The sequence below is a fragment of the Pseudomonas persica genome (genome assembly GCF_900291015.1).
Classification (GTDB): Bacteria; Pseudomonadota; Gammaproteobacteria; order Pseudomonadales; family Pseudomonadaceae; genus Aquipseudomonas.
On the sequence record NZ_OLKL01000044.1, the window covers coordinates 59,566 to 74,491 of the forward strand.

Sequence of the window (14,926 nt, forward strand, 5' to 3'; positions counted from 1 at the left end):
TTATGCCCGAGCCAGCCAGTGGCTCACCAGACGAACTCCACATGCGCGCAACGCCCGCCCTCACTCCAGCGCGCGCTGTTGGCCAGCCGTTGAACCAGGTTCAGGCCACGCCCGCTCAGCCCCTGCTCCAGCGAGGGCCGCGACAGCACCCGCTGCACATCGAACCCGGCACCACTGTCGCGGACCTCGATCATCAGACGCCCGCCGTCGGCATGCGGTTCAACCTTGAAATCGATGCGCACGTAACCGTCGGTCAGCCCCCCCAGGCGCCGAGCGCGCTCCTGATAATAATCGGCAAAGCCCTGTACATCGCGCTTGAGCTGCGAGTCCAGGCCCAGCACGCCATGCTCCAGGGCATTGGAATACAGCTCGCTGAGCACACTGTGCAGGTTGCCGGTACGCGCGCGCAGGCCGTGGATCTCTTGCAACAACTGCACCAGGTAGGGCACCGGGTTGAAGCGCTTCAGGCTCTGCCCACGCACCTCGAATCCCAGCGACCAGTCCAGTGGGCTGGGGCGACCGCTATCAGAGTAGATCATCGGCGCCGGCACCCGCTCCTCGGCGCTGAACATCCGAATGTCGCACAGGCTGATGTCATCGCGCGGGCGCCCGCCAAAGCGCTCCAGGGCCTGCATCACTTCGTCGAACAGCCGTGCCGGGTCGCGGTTGTCGGTCAGCACCCTGCGCAGGCGCTGCACGCCGAACAGGCGTTCCTCGTCGTCGGCGGTGTCGAGCACGCCGTCCGACAGCAGCAGCAGGCGCTCGCCGGGCGCCAACGGCAACACCTCGGTGCTGTCATCGAAACGCTCGGCGTCCAGAATGCCCAGCGGCAGGTGTCGCGAACTCAGCGCAGACAGCACCTGGCCATCCACCGCCAGGCGATAGCCATCAGGCATGCCACCATTCCACACTTCCACCGAACCGCGCTGCATACTGAGGTTGAGCAGCAGCGCACAACAGAACATGTCCACCGGCAGGATGCGTTTGAGCTTGGCGTTCATCTCCCGCAGGATCTGCGCCATGCCATAGCCCTTGGCGGTCATGCCATAGAACACTTCGGCCAGCGGCATGGCCCCTACCGCTGCCGGCAAGCCGTGGCCGGTGAAATCACCGAGCAGCACGCGCATGTCGCCAGCCGGAGTGAACGCGGCCAGCATCAGGTCACCATTGAACAGCGCATAGGGCGATTGCAGGTAGCGGATGTTGGGGGCGGCCAGGCAGCCGGAGTGGGCCACCTTGTCGAACACCGCCTTGGCCACTCGCTGCTCGTTGAGCAGGTGGTGGTGATGCCGGGCAATCTGGTCGCGCTGCTCCAGCACGGTGGCCTGCAGCCGGCGCAGGCGGTCCATGGCGCGAATCTTGGCGCCGAGGATCACCGCACTATAGGGCTTGGCCATGAAGTCATCGCCACCGGCCTCCAGGCACCGCACCAGGCCCTCCTCCTCGTTGAGCGAGGTCAGGAAAATGATCGGCACCAGCGCCTCGCCGGCCAAAGCCTTGATCTGCCGCGCCGCCTCGAAACCGTCCATCACCGGCATCAGCGCATCCAGCAGCACCAGCTGCGGGCGTCGCTCGACGAACAGCGCCACCGCCTGCTCGCCGTTTTCCGCAGTGAATACCTGATGGCCTTGCCGGCGGACGATCTGTGCCAGCAGCAGGCGGTCGGCAGCACCGTCTTCGGCGACCAGCACGGTCAACGCCTGTTCGGCCGGCATGTCGACGCTCAACTGATATCGAAGAGTTTTTCGAAATTGGAGATGGCGAGGATCTTGCGCACATCCGAGCTTGCATGCACCACGCGCACATCCGACTCATCACCGCCCGCGTGGTCGCGCAGCAACAGCAGCATGCCGAGTGCGGAACTGTCGAGATAGGTGGTGTCCTTCAGGTCGACGACCACTGAATCGGGCCGGCTGGGCTGGCGTTCGTAGGCGTCACGAAATTCCTGGTGCTTGCCGAAATCGAAACGCCCCTTGATCTTGATCGTCAGCTTTTTCCCATCCTGCGAAAAATCAGTCTCGACTGCCATGCTAGCGATTCCTTCGATGATGGCGGATGCAACTCTTTAAAGGTTTAGCAGGCGATGGCGGCGGTGGCAAGCACACGATTCTGCATGCGGCGCGGTACATGTGGACTGCCTGTCCCGGCCTCTTCGCGGGTAAACCCGCTCCCACAGGATCTTCACAAATTCGAATCCTGCGCCGTACCGGTGGGAGCGGGTTTACCCGCGAAGAGGCCAGTACAGGCTATAGGTGGTTCTGCCGCGGCAGGCGCTGCGACAACTCATCGAGCAACCGCTGCTCGCGCTTGTCTTCGGCCTGCCGGGCTTCGTCCATGTAGCGCTGCACCAGCTTGCGCAAGCCTTCCACCCGGGCATAGGCCTGCTGCCAGGTGCCACGCGCGTTGTTGAGGTTGTTCTGGTGCCAGACCAGGCTCTGGCGCTGCTGGGTCATGGCCGTTTCCAGCTGCCCGAGGAAGCGCTGGTAATTGACCAGCCAGCTGCCATTGACCCCCTGCCCGCCACGGTTGATCCACTGTAGCTGGTAATCCTCACGAAACCGCTCGAGTTCGGCCAGCTTGGCCTGGGCTGTGGCCACCTGCTGCTGGAAGTGCCCGAGGCGCTGGGCCGCTTTGCGCTCGGCCTCCTCGGCCATGTCCACCACCGGCGCCAGGCGCGCGGCGCGTCCGGGCAGCGCCATGGCCTATCAACCAGCCGTCGGGGGCGTGAAGATCGCCCCCAACTGTTCGCGGCTTGGCGCCATGCCCACGTTCTCGCGCAGGCCCTGACGCAGAAACTCCACCAGCTTCGATTGCAGGGCAATGGCCAGGTCGGTTTCCGGATCGCCACCAGCCACATAGGCGCCCACGCTTATCAGGTCGCGGCTTTGCGACAGGCGCGACCACAACTGCTTGAACTTTTGCGCCTGGCGCAGATGGTCGGCATCGACCACCTGGGGCATGACCCGGCTGATCGAGGCTTCGATATCGATGGCCGGGTAATGGCCTTCCTCGGCCAGCCGCCGCGACAACACGAAGTGACCGTCGAGCACGCCGCGCGCCGAGTCGGCGATCGGGTCCTGCTGGTCGTCACCTTCGGACAGCACGGTGTAGAACGCGGTGATCGAACCACCGCCCGGCTCACCGTTGCCTGCCCGCTCCACCAACCTGGGCAGCTTGGCAAACACCGACGGCGGGTAACCGCGGGTGGCCGGCGGTTCACCGATCGCCAGGGCGATTTCCCGCTGGGCCTGGGCAAAACGGGTCAGCGAGTCCATCAGCAACAGCACGTTCTTGCCTTTGTCGCGGAAATACTCGGCAATACGCGTGCAGTACATGGCGGCGCGCAGGCGCATCAGCGGCGCATCATCAGCGGGCGAAGCGACCACCACCGAGCGCTTGAGGCCTTCTTCACCAAGGATATGCTCGATGAATTCCTTGACCTCGCGGCCCCGCTCACCGATCAGACCGACGACGATGATCTCGGCTTCGGTGAAGCGGGTCATCATGCCCAGCAACACCGATTTACCCACGCCGGTACCGGCAAACAGGCCCAGGCGCTGGCCACGACCAACAGTGAGCAGGCCGTTGATGCTGCGAATGCCCACGTCCAGCGGCTTGCTGATGGGGTCGCGGTTGAGCGGGTTGATCACCGGGCCGTCCATCGGCAACCAGTCCTCGGCCTTCATACCGCCCTTGCCATCCAGCGGCCGGCCGGCGCCATCGAGTACCCGGCCGAGCATGCTCATGCCCATGGGCAGACGGCCGCTGTCATCCAGCGGCACCACCCGGGCACCCGGGGCGATACCGACGATGCTACCAACCGGCATCAGGAACACCTTGGACCCGGCAAAGCCCATCACTTCGGCCTCGACCTGCACCGGGTGGTAGCTGTCGTCGTTGACCACCAGGCAGCGGGTGCCGACCGCAGCGCGCAGGCCTTCGGCCTCCAGTGTGAGGCCGACCATGCGCAGCAGGCGGCCTTCGACGATGGCTTGGGACGGCAGCTCGATGGCCTCGGCATAGCTGCCCAGACGTTTGCCGAAGCTGGTCCGCTCAAGCTTCATCGGGGCTGGCCAGGTCAACGGAAATATCCGGCGCCGCCGGATGCACGGAATGCTCATGCAAGCTGTCGAACAATTGCGCCACGGCTTTCTCGATGCGGGTTTCCATGGTTGCGTCGATGCGGCTGTGAGCGGTCTCGATGCGACAACCGCCCGGGAGCAGCGCGCTGTCCTCAAGCAGCCGCCAGGTTTCCTCGTGGCGTTCGCGCAGCGCCTTGACCAGCTCGAAGTCCTGCGGATTGAGATGGATGCGGATATTGTCCGCGCCCATGGGCAGCAGCTTGAGCGCTTCGCGCAGTACCTGGGTGACCTGGCTGGAATCACCCCGCAGTTCACGACCGATCACCTGGCGGGTCATGTGCGCCACCAGATGGACCAAGGTTTTCTCGATCTGCGTGTCTTGCTCGGCGATCGGCTCCATCAGATTGGTCATCAGCCGTTCAAGGCTTTCCAGCTTGGTTTTCAGGGCCTCTTCGGCCTCCTGGCGGACCTTGAGCTGGGTGCTGTGGAAGCCCTCGCGCTCACCGGTGGCGAAGCCTTCGTTATAGGCTTCCTGGCGGATGGCTTCGAGTTCTTCCAGGGTCAGCGGCTGGACTTCTTCCAGCGGTACTTCCTCGACTTCTTCCTCGATTACCTCGGGTTCCGGCTCCGGTTCGGGCTCAGGCTCCGGTTCCGGGTCGAAGCTGGGCAGCGCCCATACGTCCACGCCCTTGAGGTCACGGGCGCGGATCAGGTCGCTGGGGTGATGTTCTTTGGTGGGCATGCTGTCATGTTCTCAAACCATGTTCAGCCGACACGGTCCCTGTGGGAGCGGGTAAACCCGCGCCCACAAGGGGCGGCGTCGGTCTTCAGATCGCGAATACCTTAGATCATTTCCTCGGCGCCCTTGCCGCCGAGCACGATCTCGCCGGCCTCGGCCATACGGCGGGCGATGGTGAGGATTTCCTTCTGTGCAGTTTCCACATCGCTGACCCGTACCGGCCCCTTGGCCTCCAGGTCGTCGCGCAGCAGCTCCGAGGCACGCTTGGACATGTTCTTGAAGATCTTGTCCTTGACCCGCTCGTCGGCGCCCTTGAGCGACACCACCAGCACGTCGGACGACACTTCGCGCAGCAGCGCCTGGATGCCACGGTCGTCGACGTCGGCCAGATTGTTGAAGACGAACATCAGGTCTTCGATCTGCTCCGACAGGTCGCTGTCGATTTCGCGGATCGCGTCCATCAGTGCACCTTCCACCGAGCTGTCGAGGAAGTTCATGATGTCGGCGGCTCGCTTGATACCGCCCAGGGTGGTGCGCGCCGCGTTGGAGTTGCCCGAGAACTGCTTCTCGAGGATCTGGTTCAGCTCCTTCAGCGCCGCCGGTTGCACGGTGTTCAGCGACGACACGCGCAAGACGATGTCCAGGCGCACCTTGTGGTCGAAGTTGCTCAGCACTTCGCCGGCCTGGTCGGGGTCGAGGTAGGCCACCACGATGGCCTGGATCTGCGGGTGCTCGTAGCGGATCACGTCGGCCACGGCGCGCGGCTCCATCCACTTGAGGCTGTCCAGGCCGCTGGTGTTGCCACCGAGCAGGATGCGGTCGACCAGGCCGTTGGCCTTGTCCTCACCCAAGGCCTGATTGAGCATCTTGCGGATGTAGGCATCGGAGCCCACGCCCAGGCTGGTCTGGTCGCCGACGATTTCGACGAACTCGCTCATCACCTGCTCGACCTGCTCACGGTGCACATTGCCCATCTGCGCCATGGCCACACCCACCCGTTGTACTTCCTTGGGCCCCATGTGCCGCAGCACCTGGGCCGCATCGGTCTCGCCCAGCGAAAGCAGGAGGATCGCCGCCTTGTCGACGCGGCTCAGCTTGGCGGTAACGGCTCGGTTATCACTCATCGGCGTTGATCCACTCTTTCACGACCTGGGCAACGCGGCCCGGGTCTTCGGCCACCAGGCCTTTGATTGCGTTGAGCTGTGCCTCGTAACCCTCGTTCGGGCTAGGCAGCAGAATGCTTGTCGGGCCACCCAGACTGACGCGGTCGTTGGCCAGTTCGCCATCCAGACCCATCATGCCGCCCAGCTCCATGTCGCTATCCGAGGCAGCCTGCTTGCCGCCACCTGTAATGTTGTTCAACACCGGCCGCAGCACACCGAACACCAGCACCAGGATGAACACCACGCCCAGCACCTGCTTGACGATGTCCCAGAACCACGGCTGCTGGTAGAAGGCGATGTCGGCGACCTCTTCGCCACGGTCGGCGGCGAACGGCACGTTGATTACCGTGACGCTGTCGCCACGGCTGGCATCGAAGCCGACCGCGTCCTGCACCAGGCGAGTGAAGCGTGCCAAGTCCTCGGCGCCCCACGGCGCACGGCTGGTGTCGCCGGTGGCGGGGTCGATCTTGACCTGGTCATCCACCACCACCGCCACCGACAGGCGGGTCATGCGCCCCTGCTGCTGGCGGGTATGGCTGATGGAACGGTCCAGCTCGAAGTTCCTGGTGCTTTGCTGGCGCTTGTCCGCCGGGTACGGCGCGAGCATTGGCTGGCCGGTGGCCGGGTCCATGATCTGCTGGCCGTTGGCATCCACCAGCGGCTGGCCAGGCTGGATGGCCGCGGCCGGGGTAGCGGCACCACCGGTGGTCTGCGGTGCCGAGGCAGGGCCTGGCGGCTGGTTGCTCAGCGCACCGGGCACACCTTGCGGGCCCTGGCTGCTGGCACGTTGTTCGTCAACCGACTGCTCGCTGCGCAGCGCCGGTTGATCGGGGTTGAACTGCTCGGAGGTGGACTCGACCGCGCTGAAGTCGAGGTCGGCGGACACTTCGGCCTTGTAGCGGTCATTGCCCAGCACCGGCTGCAGGATATTGTGCACGCGCTGGGTGAGCATGCTTTCCACCCGGCGGCTGTAGTCGAACTGCTTGCCGGCCTGGGTCAGGGCGGTGTCCTGGATCTGTTCGGACAGCAGGTTGCCCTTCTGGTCGACCACGGTGACCTGGGACTTGTCCAGTTCCGGCACGCTGGTGGCGACCAGGTTGACGATGGCCATCACCTGCCCGGCTTCCAGGGCACGGCCCGGGTACAGCTCGACCAGTACCGAAGCGCTGGGCTTGCGTTCGTCACGCACGAACACCGAGCTTTTCGGGATGGCCAGGTGCACGCGCGCGCCCTTGACGTTGTTCAGGCTGGCCACGGTACGCGCCAGTTCGCCTTCCAGGCTGCGACGGTAACGGGTGGCTTCCATGAACTGGCTGGTACCCAGCCCCTGCTCCTTGTCGAGCAGCTCGAAACCGACATTGCCATCGCTCGGCGCCACACCGGCAGCCGCCAGTTTCAGGCGCGCACGGGAGAGGTCGTCGGCCTTGACCAGCAGAGCGCCGGAATTGGGCTCAACGTTATAGGGGATGTCGGCAGCGGCCAGGGTATCCATGACCTGCTTGGTGTCCATACCCGCCAGGCTGCCGTACAGCGGACGGTAATCGGGTTGTTGCGACCACAGCACCACGGCAAAACCGATCGCCACGCTGGCGGCCAGGCCGACCATGAGGCCGATCTGACGCAGCATGGGCATCTGCGCGATGTTTTCCAGAAACGCCATGCCGAACAGCGGTGGTCTGGCCGCTGGCGGGCCGCTTTTGGCAGGGGCGTTGTCGACGACTGCTTCAGCCATGGTTTACGTCCGTCCTCAAACCGGCATCTGCATGATGTCCTGGTACGCCTGGACCAGCTTGTTGCGTACCTGGGTCAGGGCCTGCATCGACACACTGGCCTTTTGCGAAGCGATCATCACGTCGGTCAGGTCGACGCCACTCTTGCCGATCTCGAAGGCGTTGGCCAGCTGGGTCGAAGCCTGCTGCGCCTCATGCACCTTGCCAATGGCCTGGCCGAGCATGTCGGCAAAGGTACTCTGCCCCGGTGCCAGCTCGGGGGCTGCGGCCACCTTGGGCAGCGACATGGCATCGGCCTGCATGGCCCGCATGTCCAACATCAGACGATTGAATTCAACACCTTGGCTCATGACCCTTCTCTCTCCTGCGGCCGCATTTTTTTGACAGTCATGCGGCGGATAGCCAACCTAAAGCAACAAAGGTGCCAGCCTACAGGGTTCAGGCAACATAGCCCTGTGGGAGCAGGTTCACCCGCGAAGAATGCGAGCGGTGTCAATCAACCGAACAGGCTGGCCTCGACGTCAAACCCGGCATCACGCATTTGTGCCAGCTTGTAGCGCAAGGTGCGCGGGCTTATCCCCAGGCGTTCGGCCGCCTCTTTGCGGCGGCCGCGCTCGGCGCGCAGGGTGTCGATGATCATCTGGTACTCATGGCGCCGCATGTCGTCGCCCAGCCCGCCGACCTCGGCCGCCACCTCAGGCGATGGCTCGATGCCGGCCGACAATGGAATGGCGCCTGCCAGACAAAAATCCGCCGCCTCGATCACCCCGCCCTGCTGCAGGATCAGCGCCCGCTGCAGGGCGTTGTCCAGTTCGCGCACATTGCCCGGCCAGGCATGCGCCTGCAGGCAGGCCCGGGCCTGGGGCGACAGGCGCACCGGGGCGTGCTTCATCTTGGCCACGTGGCGCGCCAACAGGCGCTCGGCCAGCTGCAGGATGTCGCCCGGGCGTTCGCGCAGCGGCCGCCAGGCCAGGGGGAACACCGACAGGCGGTAGTACAGGTCTTCACGGAAGCGCCCGGCCGCGACCTCGCCAGCCAGGTCACGGTTGGTGGTGGCCAGCACGCGGATATCCAGGCTGATCGGCTTGCGCCCGCCTACCCGCTCCACCTCGCGCTCCTGTAGCACGCGCAGCAGCTTGGCCTGCAAGGCCATTGGCATTTCCGAGATTTCGTCGAGCAGCAAGGTGCCGCCTTCGGCCTGCTCGAACTTGCCGGCCTGGGCAGCAATGGCGCCGGTGAAGGCCCCCTTCTCGTGGCCGAACAGGGTGGCCTCGAGCATGTTGTCGGGGATGGCCGCACAGTTGATCGCCACAAAGGGCTGCGCCGCCCGCGGCGACTGCTGATGAATGTAGCGCGCCAGCACTTCCTTGCCGGTGCCGGACTCGCCGGAAATCAGCACGGTCGAGTCACTGCGCGCCACGCGCGCGGCCAACTCCAGCAACTGGCGGCTGGCCGCCTCGCACGCCACCGGGCCTTCGTCTTCAGCCACGCGCCCGGCGGCATGCCGCTCGACCAGGCTGAGCAACGCCTTGGGCTCGAACGGTTTGACCAGGTAATCGGCGGCGCCCTGGCGCATCGCCTCGACGGCACGCTCCACCGCGGCATGCGCGGTCATCAACAACACGGGCAATTGCGGTTGCTGTCGGCGTAACCGGGCCAGCAGTTGATGGCCATCCATGCCAGGCATGTTCACATCGCTGATCACCAAGCTGAAAGCCTCTTCCAGTACCGCCTCCAGCGCTTCTTCGGCACTGCCCACCGCCTGGTAGGCGAAACCGCCGATTTCCAGGGTATCACCCAGCGCCTGGCGCAATACGCGGTCATCCTCGACCAACAGCACCTTGATCGCCATTACACGCCCTCCGCCAGCTGCCCATCGATCAACGGCAGCTCCACCCGCACACAGGTGCCACGGCCGACCTTCGAGCGCAGGCTGATCTTGCCCTGGTGCGCACGCACCACGGCCTTGACCACGGCCAGCCCCAAGCCGGTACCGGTGGCCTTGGTGGTCAGGAACGGCTCGCCCAGGCGGCTCAGCAGGTCTGCGTCGATGCCACTGCCGGCGTCACTTACGCACAGGTGCAGGCTGCGCTCGCGACGGAACAGGTGCACCTTCAGGCGCGCCGCGCCATCGCTGGCTTGCAGCGCATTTTCGATCAGGTTGAGCAGGGCACCAATCAGGGTGTCACGGTTGCACAACAGCTCACCCAGGTGGCTGTCGCACTGCCAGCGCACGGCGTGCCCTTGCACATGCGCCTGGGCCGCCTGCTGCAACGCCTGGAACAAGGCTTTTGGCGTGACCCGATCACCCAGCGGTAGCTCGCCACGGGCGAACACAAGCATGTCACGCACTTGATGCTCCAGTTCGTGCAGGCGCTCTTTCAGGGTACCGGCAAAGCGCTGACGGGTTTCCGCGCCCAGGTCTTGTTCAGGGTCAGCCAGGTGGCTGGCGTAGAGCATGGCCGCCGACAGTGGCGTGCGGATCTGGTGTGCCAGCGAGGCGACCATGCGCCCCAACGACGACAGGCGCTCGTGGCGGGCCAGCTGGTCTTGCAGGCGACGGGTCTCGGTCAGGTCATTGAGCAGCACCAGCTGGCCGGGTTCGGCATCCAGCGAGCGGGTGGCGATGGACAGGCGGCGGCCGTCTCGCAGCGAGACTTCGTGGCCGTCGTCCTTGCGCGGGGCGAAGCTGCGGGCGATCACCTGGCGCCACAGCTGGCCGATCAGCGGCTCGCCGAGCAGTTCGCGAGCGGCCGGGTTGGCTTCACGTACCAGGCCCTGGCCATCGATCACGATCACCCCGCCGGGCAGCAGGTCCAGCAAGTTCTGCAGGCGGTTGGCCAGACGTTCCTTTTCGCTCAGTTCATCGATGCGCTGGGCGCTGACCACCGCCAGCTCGCCCTTGAGCTCGCTGACCCGGGCTTCGAGCAGGCTGTAGGATTGGCTCAGCTGGCTGGACACCTGATTGAACAGGGCGAAGGCCTGCTCGACACCCTGACGGCTTTCCTGCTCGACCGGGGTTCGCCCCTGGGGATCGGGGGCTCGGGATACGTGGGCGGCCTGGGGCATCGTACTCTCTCGCGTGGCTCACCGTCATAAAAACGGTATGTTGCCAGCGCTGTAGCAATAGCCGTGCCGAAGATAGGGATTTGAGTTGTCTGTGCCGGCCTCTTCGCGGGTAAACCCGCTCCCACAAGGCCAGCGCAAGCTTCGAGTCTTGTGCAGTACCTGTGGGAGCGGGTTTACCCGCGAAGAGGCCGGTACAGGCAGCCTCCAGGCGTCAATCCTCTGCCTGCTCCTCGCCACCCTGGCGGCTCATGCCGTACTTGCGCATCTTCTCGACCAGGGTGGTACGGCGAATGCGCAAACGCTCAGCCGCACGCGCAACGATACCGTTGGCATCGTCCAGCGCCTGCTGGATCAGGCCCTGCTCCAGGCTGCCCAGGTAGTCTTTCAGGTCCAGGCCCTCGGGCGGCAGCATGGCGTGGTTGCTGAAGTTCGGTGTGTGGCCGTTGATCGCCACGCGCTCTTCCAGGTCGCTGCGCAGGCTGTCGACCATCTGCTCGTCTTCGTCATCGACGTAACGGAATTTCTTCGGCAGCTCGGACACGCCAATCACACCATACGGGTGCATGATCGCCATGCGTTCGACCAGGTTGGCCAGCTCGCGCACGTTGCCCGGCCAGCCATGGCGACACAGCGACATGATCGACGCCGAATTGAAACGGATGGAGCCACGCTTCTCGTGCTCCATGCGCGAGATCAGCTCGTTCATCAGCAGCGGGATGTCTTCCACCCGCTCGCGCAGCGGCGCCATTTCGATGGGGAACACGTTCAGGCGGTAGTACAGGTCTTCGCGGAACGTGCCCTCCTCGATCATGGTCTCGAGGTTCTTGTGGGTCGCGGCGATGATGCGCACGTCGATGCTCTGGGTCTTGTTGCTGCCCACGCGCTCGAAGGTACGCTCCTGCAGCACGCGCAGCAGCTTGACCTGCATCGGCAACGGCATGTCGCCGATTTCGTCGAGGAACAGGGTACCGCCGTTGGCCAGCTCGAAACGCCCGGCACGGCTGGTGATCGCCCCGGTGAAGGCGCCCTTCTCGTGGCCGAACAGTTCGCTTTCCAGCAATTCGGCCGGGATCGCGCCGCAGTTGACCGGCACGAACGGCGCTTCGCGGCGCTTGGAATGGTAGTGCAGGTTGCGCGCGACCACTTCCTTGCCGGTGCCGGACTCACCCAGGATCAGCACGCTGGCATCGGTATCGGCCACTTGCTGCATCATCTGCCGCACGTGCTGGATGGCACGGCTGGTACCGACCAGGCTGCGGAACAGGTTAGGTTCGCGCTGGCGGCCACGCTCGCGCGCCTGGTCGTACATCTCGCGATAGACCTGGGCACGGTGCAGCGAATCCAGCAGCTGGCTGTAGCTTGGCGGCATTTCCAGGTTGGAAAGCACCCGGCGGCGAAGGTCTTCCGGGAACTCCGCAGAAGAAATTTCACCTAAAAGCAGAACCGGAAGGAACTCATCCCACCCGGCCACTGTCTTAACGAGCCCAAGGAGATTGCCCGGAGCATTTACAGTGCCGATGAGCACGCACAGCACTTCGCGACTCGAAGACAACGGCTCGACCGCTTGCTGCCAGTCATGGCTCGAGCAAGCGAGGTTTTCTTCGCCCAGGAAGTTAAGCACCACCGCGAGATCGCGGCGGCGGGCGCTGTCGTCATCGATCAGCAAAATCTTGGTTTCACGCCACATGCAATAGCAACTTCCCTAGTCATATCGGCGCCCAGCAAAGGGCGTGTTCGACATCATTCCGACTGAATGGTCAGTGTTCGGACGTCTGAAATTCGAAAACAGCCACTAGTAAAGTCAAAAATCACCAGCCAGTCAAATTAATGGCGCATGGCTTTTGGCAACGCCTGTGGTCAAGAGAACAGATGGTATACCTTCGCGGCGTTTTTCGCCTGACGGATTTTCGTCATTTCATCGACCAGGGATTGACGCTCGCCACTTGCAACTTCAATCAGTTGGCGATAAACGACCAACAACTGCTCCAGGCTGGCACTGACATCGGCCTCATTGCCTTTCGCCTCGGTCACCATGTCACCGATGCGCAAGCGGCATTCCAGGTCCAACTCCCCCACCGCTTCCCAGTTACGGTCAGCCAGCGCCGCCAGCAGCATTTCCCGGGTCTGCTCGATTCGGGCGATTACTTCGCTCATGCCATCCTCCTTTATCAGGAAGCCGACGACTGATCGCCGATTGCGTCCCAACCTTCCTTCACCGTGATCAGCAGGCGCGCGACCTCATCGATGATGTCGGGGTCCGCTTTGGCGTTGGCCTCGATCAACCGACGACTCATGTAGGTGTACAGGCTGTCCAGGTCGGCCAGGCTATCGCCGTGGTTTTCCAGGTCCAGGCCTTCGCGCAACCCACCAATGATGTCGATGGCCTTGCCGATGAGGATCCCCCTTTGCGCAACGTCATTGCGCGCAATCGCCCCCTTGGCCTGAGCCATACGATCAAGGCCGCCCTGCATGAGCATCTGCACCAGACGGTGCGGGCTGGCTTCGGACGTTTGGGCTACACCATTGACTTTCTGGTACTGCCGAAGGGCCAACATCGGGTTCATCGATCTACCTCGTTGCAGCGAAAAAAGTTGCTTGTACCTGTGTATCGCCGGGCCGTCAAAAAACTTTAGGCGCACAACAGAAGAGCCCGACACGCCTTCTGGCGCCGTCGGGCTTTATTCTTTATCGCTGTGCAGTACCGATCAGGAGTTCTTCGCCTGGGCGTTCAGGGCCTCGAACACGGCCTTGATCTGGTTCGCCTGGGCATTGAGCTTGGCCACCGCGGTATCCATCGCGACGAACTTCTTGGTCAGCGACTCGGTCAGCGACTCGGTGCGGCGCTCCAGCGCCACTTGTTGATCGGCCAGGTTCTTGGCCACCTTGTCCAGGCTGGCCTTGCGCGTAGCCAGGCTGCCGTCGGTGGAGTTGTAAGGATCAATGGCCTTGTTCATGCGCGCGAAGATGCCATTGGTGCCGGTGAACAACTCCTGCACCTCTGCGCCCAGCTTCTTGTCGCTCATGGCCGTGTTGAACTTGGTGGAGTTGAACTCCAGGGTACCGTCCTTGGTGGTGTTGATACCAAGCTGGCTCAGCGTGGTCAGCTGGTCACCCGCCCCCACTTCAGAGAGCACCTTGCGGATATCGTTGACCAGCGAGCGCGTGGTCGGGTCGTTGGTCAACGGCCCCAGCACCAGGTTGTCGTCATCATCTCGCGAAGTGGAGGTCAGCGAGGTGATTGCCTTTTGCAGGGTGTTGTAGGCGTTGACGAACGACTGGACGGACTTCTGCAGCCCCTCGTTGTCTGCCGAGACCGTGATGCTGGCGCTGGTGCCGGGAGCGGAAACACCGGTCAACTCCAGCGTCATGCCACTGATGGCGCTGTCGATGGTGTTCTTCGCACTAGTGACCTTCAGGCCATCAATGGTCAACTCGGCATCATGAGCCAGTTCCGTGATGTAGCCGGCACCCGCGCCGGACATCTGGGTGGTGCCATCGATCTGCAGCTCGGGAATACCGCTGAGCGAAATGTCAGAGCCAGCCCCCGTAGTGGTGGAGGAGAGCACCAACCGCGCCCCACCCTCGGCGTTGACGATGTTGGCCGAGACGCCCTGGGCACTGAGCTCCTGGTTGATCTGGTCGCGCACGCTTTCCAGGGTGGCGCCGCTGGCGATGTCGATGTTCCAGCTGTTGCCACCCTGGCTCACGGTCAGCTGGCCAGCACTGATGGCCGAGGTCGAACCGCCGGCGAATTGCTGACTGGCAACCTTGGAGCTGGTCGCCAGCTTATCGACCACAATGCTGTAGCTACCGGCTACAGCCTTGTTGCTGGAGGTCACCTTGACCACCGCCTCGTTGGCCGACTTCGCGGCGTAGGCGTTGAACGACGGAGCGTCCGGATCGTTGAGCTTCTTCATGGCGTCCTGGAACGCCGTCAGGGCACTGCGTAGCGAGCCCACACCGGAAATCATCGCAGCGTTGTTGCTGGTTTGCCGGGTGATCTGCGCCTTTTTCGCTGCAGTGTCAGCACTCACCAACGCCTGGACCATTTCGGTGATGTTCAGCCCGGTACCCAGGCCGATACTGGAGACAATGGTACTCGCCATGACAGTTATCCCTCTCTTGAAACGTCAGCCCCGCTCC

At 63.7% G+C, this 14,926-nt stretch carries 14 protein-coding genes; all 14 read right to left on the reverse strand.

Annotated features, from left to right (window positions below; genetic code table 11):
* Positions 1-23: 23 nt before the first annotated feature.
* The 14 genes from FQ664_RS20305 to fliD all read right to left on the reverse strand — a co-directional run bounded on the left by FQ664_RS20305 (position 24) and on the right by fliD (position 14,889).
* Positions 24-1,715: a fused response regulator/phosphatase gene (locus FQ664_RS20305; RefSeq protein WP_144174445.1), complete on the reverse strand. Its 1,692-nt coding sequence runs from the start codon at positions 1,713-1,715 to the stop codon at positions 24-26.
* 8 nt (positions 1,716-1,723) lie between these two features.
* Positions 1,724-2,029 (reverse strand): STAS domain-containing protein, encoded by a 306-nt coding sequence (locus FQ664_RS20310; RefSeq protein WP_013973600.1) that lies wholly within the window; start codon positions 2,027-2,029, stop codon positions 1,724-1,726.
* A gap of 217 nt (positions 2,030-2,246) precedes the next feature.
* Positions 2,247-2,699: a flagellar export protein FliJ gene (gene fliJ / locus FQ664_RS20315; RefSeq protein ID WP_144174447.1), complete on the reverse strand. Its 453-nt coding sequence runs from the start codon at positions 2,697-2,699 to the stop codon at positions 2,247-2,249.
* A 6-nt stretch (positions 2,700-2,705) separates the two neighbouring features.
* A complete protein-coding gene (gene fliI, locus FQ664_RS20320) occupies positions 2,706-4,064 on the reverse strand; it encodes a flagellar protein export ATPase FliI (RefSeq protein WP_144174515.1) in 1,359 nt (452 codons plus the stop codon).
* Positions 4,054-4,824 carry a flagellar assembly protein FliH gene (gene fliH / locus FQ664_RS20325; RefSeq protein ID WP_144174449.1) on the reverse strand — a complete coding sequence of 257 codons (771 nt, stop codon included), beginning with the start codon at positions 4,822-4,824 and terminating at the stop codon, positions 4,054-4,056. The genes fliI and fliH overlap by 11 nt, the downstream gene beginning before the upstream one ends.
* A gap of 101 nt (positions 4,825-4,925) precedes the next feature.
* Entirely contained in the window at positions 4,926-5,945 is a 1,020-nt protein-coding gene (fliG, locus tag FQ664_RS20330; RefSeq protein ID WP_003257289.1) for a flagellar motor switch protein FliG, read from the reverse strand.
* On the reverse strand, positions 5,938-7,716 hold the full coding sequence (gene fliF / locus FQ664_RS20335; protein ID WP_144174451.1) for a flagellar basal-body MS-ring/collar protein FliF: 1,779 nt from the start codon (positions 7,714-7,716) through the stop codon (positions 5,938-5,940). Before fliF ends, fliG begins: the two co-directional genes overlap by 8 nt.
* Before the next feature lie 15 nt (positions 7,717-7,731).
* The gene (gene fliE, locus FQ664_RS20340) at positions 7,732-8,064 is read right to left on the reverse strand and encodes a flagellar hook-basal body complex protein FliE (RefSeq protein WP_144174452.1); all 333 of its coding nucleotides are present in this window, start codon (positions 8,062-8,064) and stop codon (positions 7,732-7,734) included.
* Positions 8,065-8,210: 146 nt separating this feature from the next.
* On the reverse strand, positions 8,211-9,566 hold the full coding sequence (locus FQ664_RS20345) for a sigma-54-dependent transcriptional regulator (RefSeq protein ID WP_144174454.1): 1,356 nt from the start codon (positions 9,564-9,566) through the stop codon (positions 8,211-8,213).
* Positions 9,566-10,783 carry a sensor histidine kinase gene (locus FQ664_RS20350; protein WP_144174456.1) on the reverse strand — a complete coding sequence of 406 codons (1,218 nt, stop codon included), beginning with the start codon at positions 10,781-10,783 and terminating at the stop codon, positions 9,566-9,568. The genes FQ664_RS20345 and FQ664_RS20350 overlap by 1 nt, the downstream gene beginning before the upstream one ends.
* A 211-nt stretch (positions 10,784-10,994) precedes the next feature.
* Complete coding sequence (fleQ, locus tag FQ664_RS20360) at positions 10,995-12,470, reverse strand: transcriptional regulator FleQ (RefSeq protein ID WP_144174458.1); 1,476 nt, start codon at positions 12,468-12,470, stop codon at positions 10,995-10,997.
* A 170-nt stretch (positions 12,471-12,640) separates the two neighbouring features.
* On the reverse strand, positions 12,641-12,937 hold the full coding sequence (fliT, locus tag FQ664_RS20365; protein WP_144174460.1) for a flagellar protein FliT: 297 nt from the start codon (positions 12,935-12,937) through the stop codon (positions 12,641-12,643).
* A gap of 14 nt (positions 12,938-12,951) precedes the next feature.
* Complete coding sequence (gene fliS / locus FQ664_RS20370) at positions 12,952-13,347, reverse strand: flagellar export chaperone FliS (RefSeq protein WP_144174461.1); 396 nt, start codon at positions 13,345-13,347, stop codon at positions 12,952-12,954.
* Between the two features lie 141 nt (positions 13,348-13,488).
* A complete protein-coding gene (fliD, locus tag FQ664_RS20375) occupies positions 13,489-14,889 on the reverse strand; it encodes a flagellar filament capping protein FliD (protein ID WP_144174463.1) in 1,401 nt (466 codons plus the stop codon).
* Positions 14,890-14,926 lie beyond the last annotated feature (37 nt).

Excerpts from the sequence above, each read along its gene's own strand:
- FQ664_RS20350 (WP_144174456.1), bottom strand. The coding sequence starts at position 10,783 with ATGCCCCAGGCCGCCCACGTATCCCGAGCCCCCGATCCCCAGGGGCGA.
- fliJ (WP_144174447.1), bottom strand. The coding sequence starts at position 2,699 with ATGGCGCTGCCCGGACGCGCCGCGCGCCTGGCGCCGGTGGTGGACATG.
- fliF (WP_144174451.1), bottom strand. The coding sequence starts at position 7,716 with ATGGCTGAAGCAGTCGTCGACAACGCCCCTGCCAAAAGCGGCCCGCCA.
- fliH (WP_144174449.1), bottom strand. The coding sequence starts at position 4,824 with ATGCCCACCAAAGAACATCACCCCAGCGACCTGATCCGCGCCCGTGAC.
- fliG (WP_003257289.1), bottom strand. The coding sequence starts at position 5,945 with ATGAGTGATAACCGAGCCGTTACCGCCAAGCTGAGCCGCGTCGACAAG.
- fliS (WP_144174461.1), bottom strand. The coding sequence starts at position 13,347 with ATGAACCCGATGTTGGCCCTTCGGCAGTACCAGAAAGTCAATGGTGTA.
- fleQ (WP_144174458.1), bottom strand. The coding sequence starts at position 12,470 with ATGTGGCGTGAAACCAAGATTTTGCTGATCGATGACGACAGCGCCCGC.
- FQ664_RS20310 (WP_013973600.1), bottom strand. The coding sequence starts at position 2,029 with ATGGCAGTCGAGACTGATTTTTCGCAGGATGGGAAAAAGCTGACGATC.
- fliT (WP_144174460.1), bottom strand. The coding sequence starts at position 12,937 with ATGAGCGAAGTAATCGCCCGAATCGAGCAGACCCGGGAAATGCTGCTG.
- FQ664_RS20345 (WP_144174454.1), bottom strand. The coding sequence starts at position 9,566 with ATGGCGATCAAGGTGCTGTTGGTCGAGGATGACCGCGTATTGCGCCAG.
- fliE (WP_144174452.1), bottom strand. The coding sequence starts at position 8,064 with ATGAGCCAAGGTGTTGAATTCAATCGTCTGATGTTGGACATGCGGGCC.
- fliI (WP_144174515.1), bottom strand. The coding sequence starts at position 4,064 with ATGAAGCTTGAGCGGACCAGCTTCGGCAAACGTCTGGGCAGCTATGCC.
- FQ664_RS20305 (WP_144174445.1), bottom strand. The coding sequence starts at position 1,715 with ATGCCGGCCGAACAGGCGTTGACCGTGCTGGTCGCCGAAGACGGTGCT.
- fliD (WP_144174463.1), bottom strand. The coding sequence starts at position 14,889 with ATGGCGAGTACCATTGTCTCCAGTATCGGCCTGGGTACCGGGCTGAAC.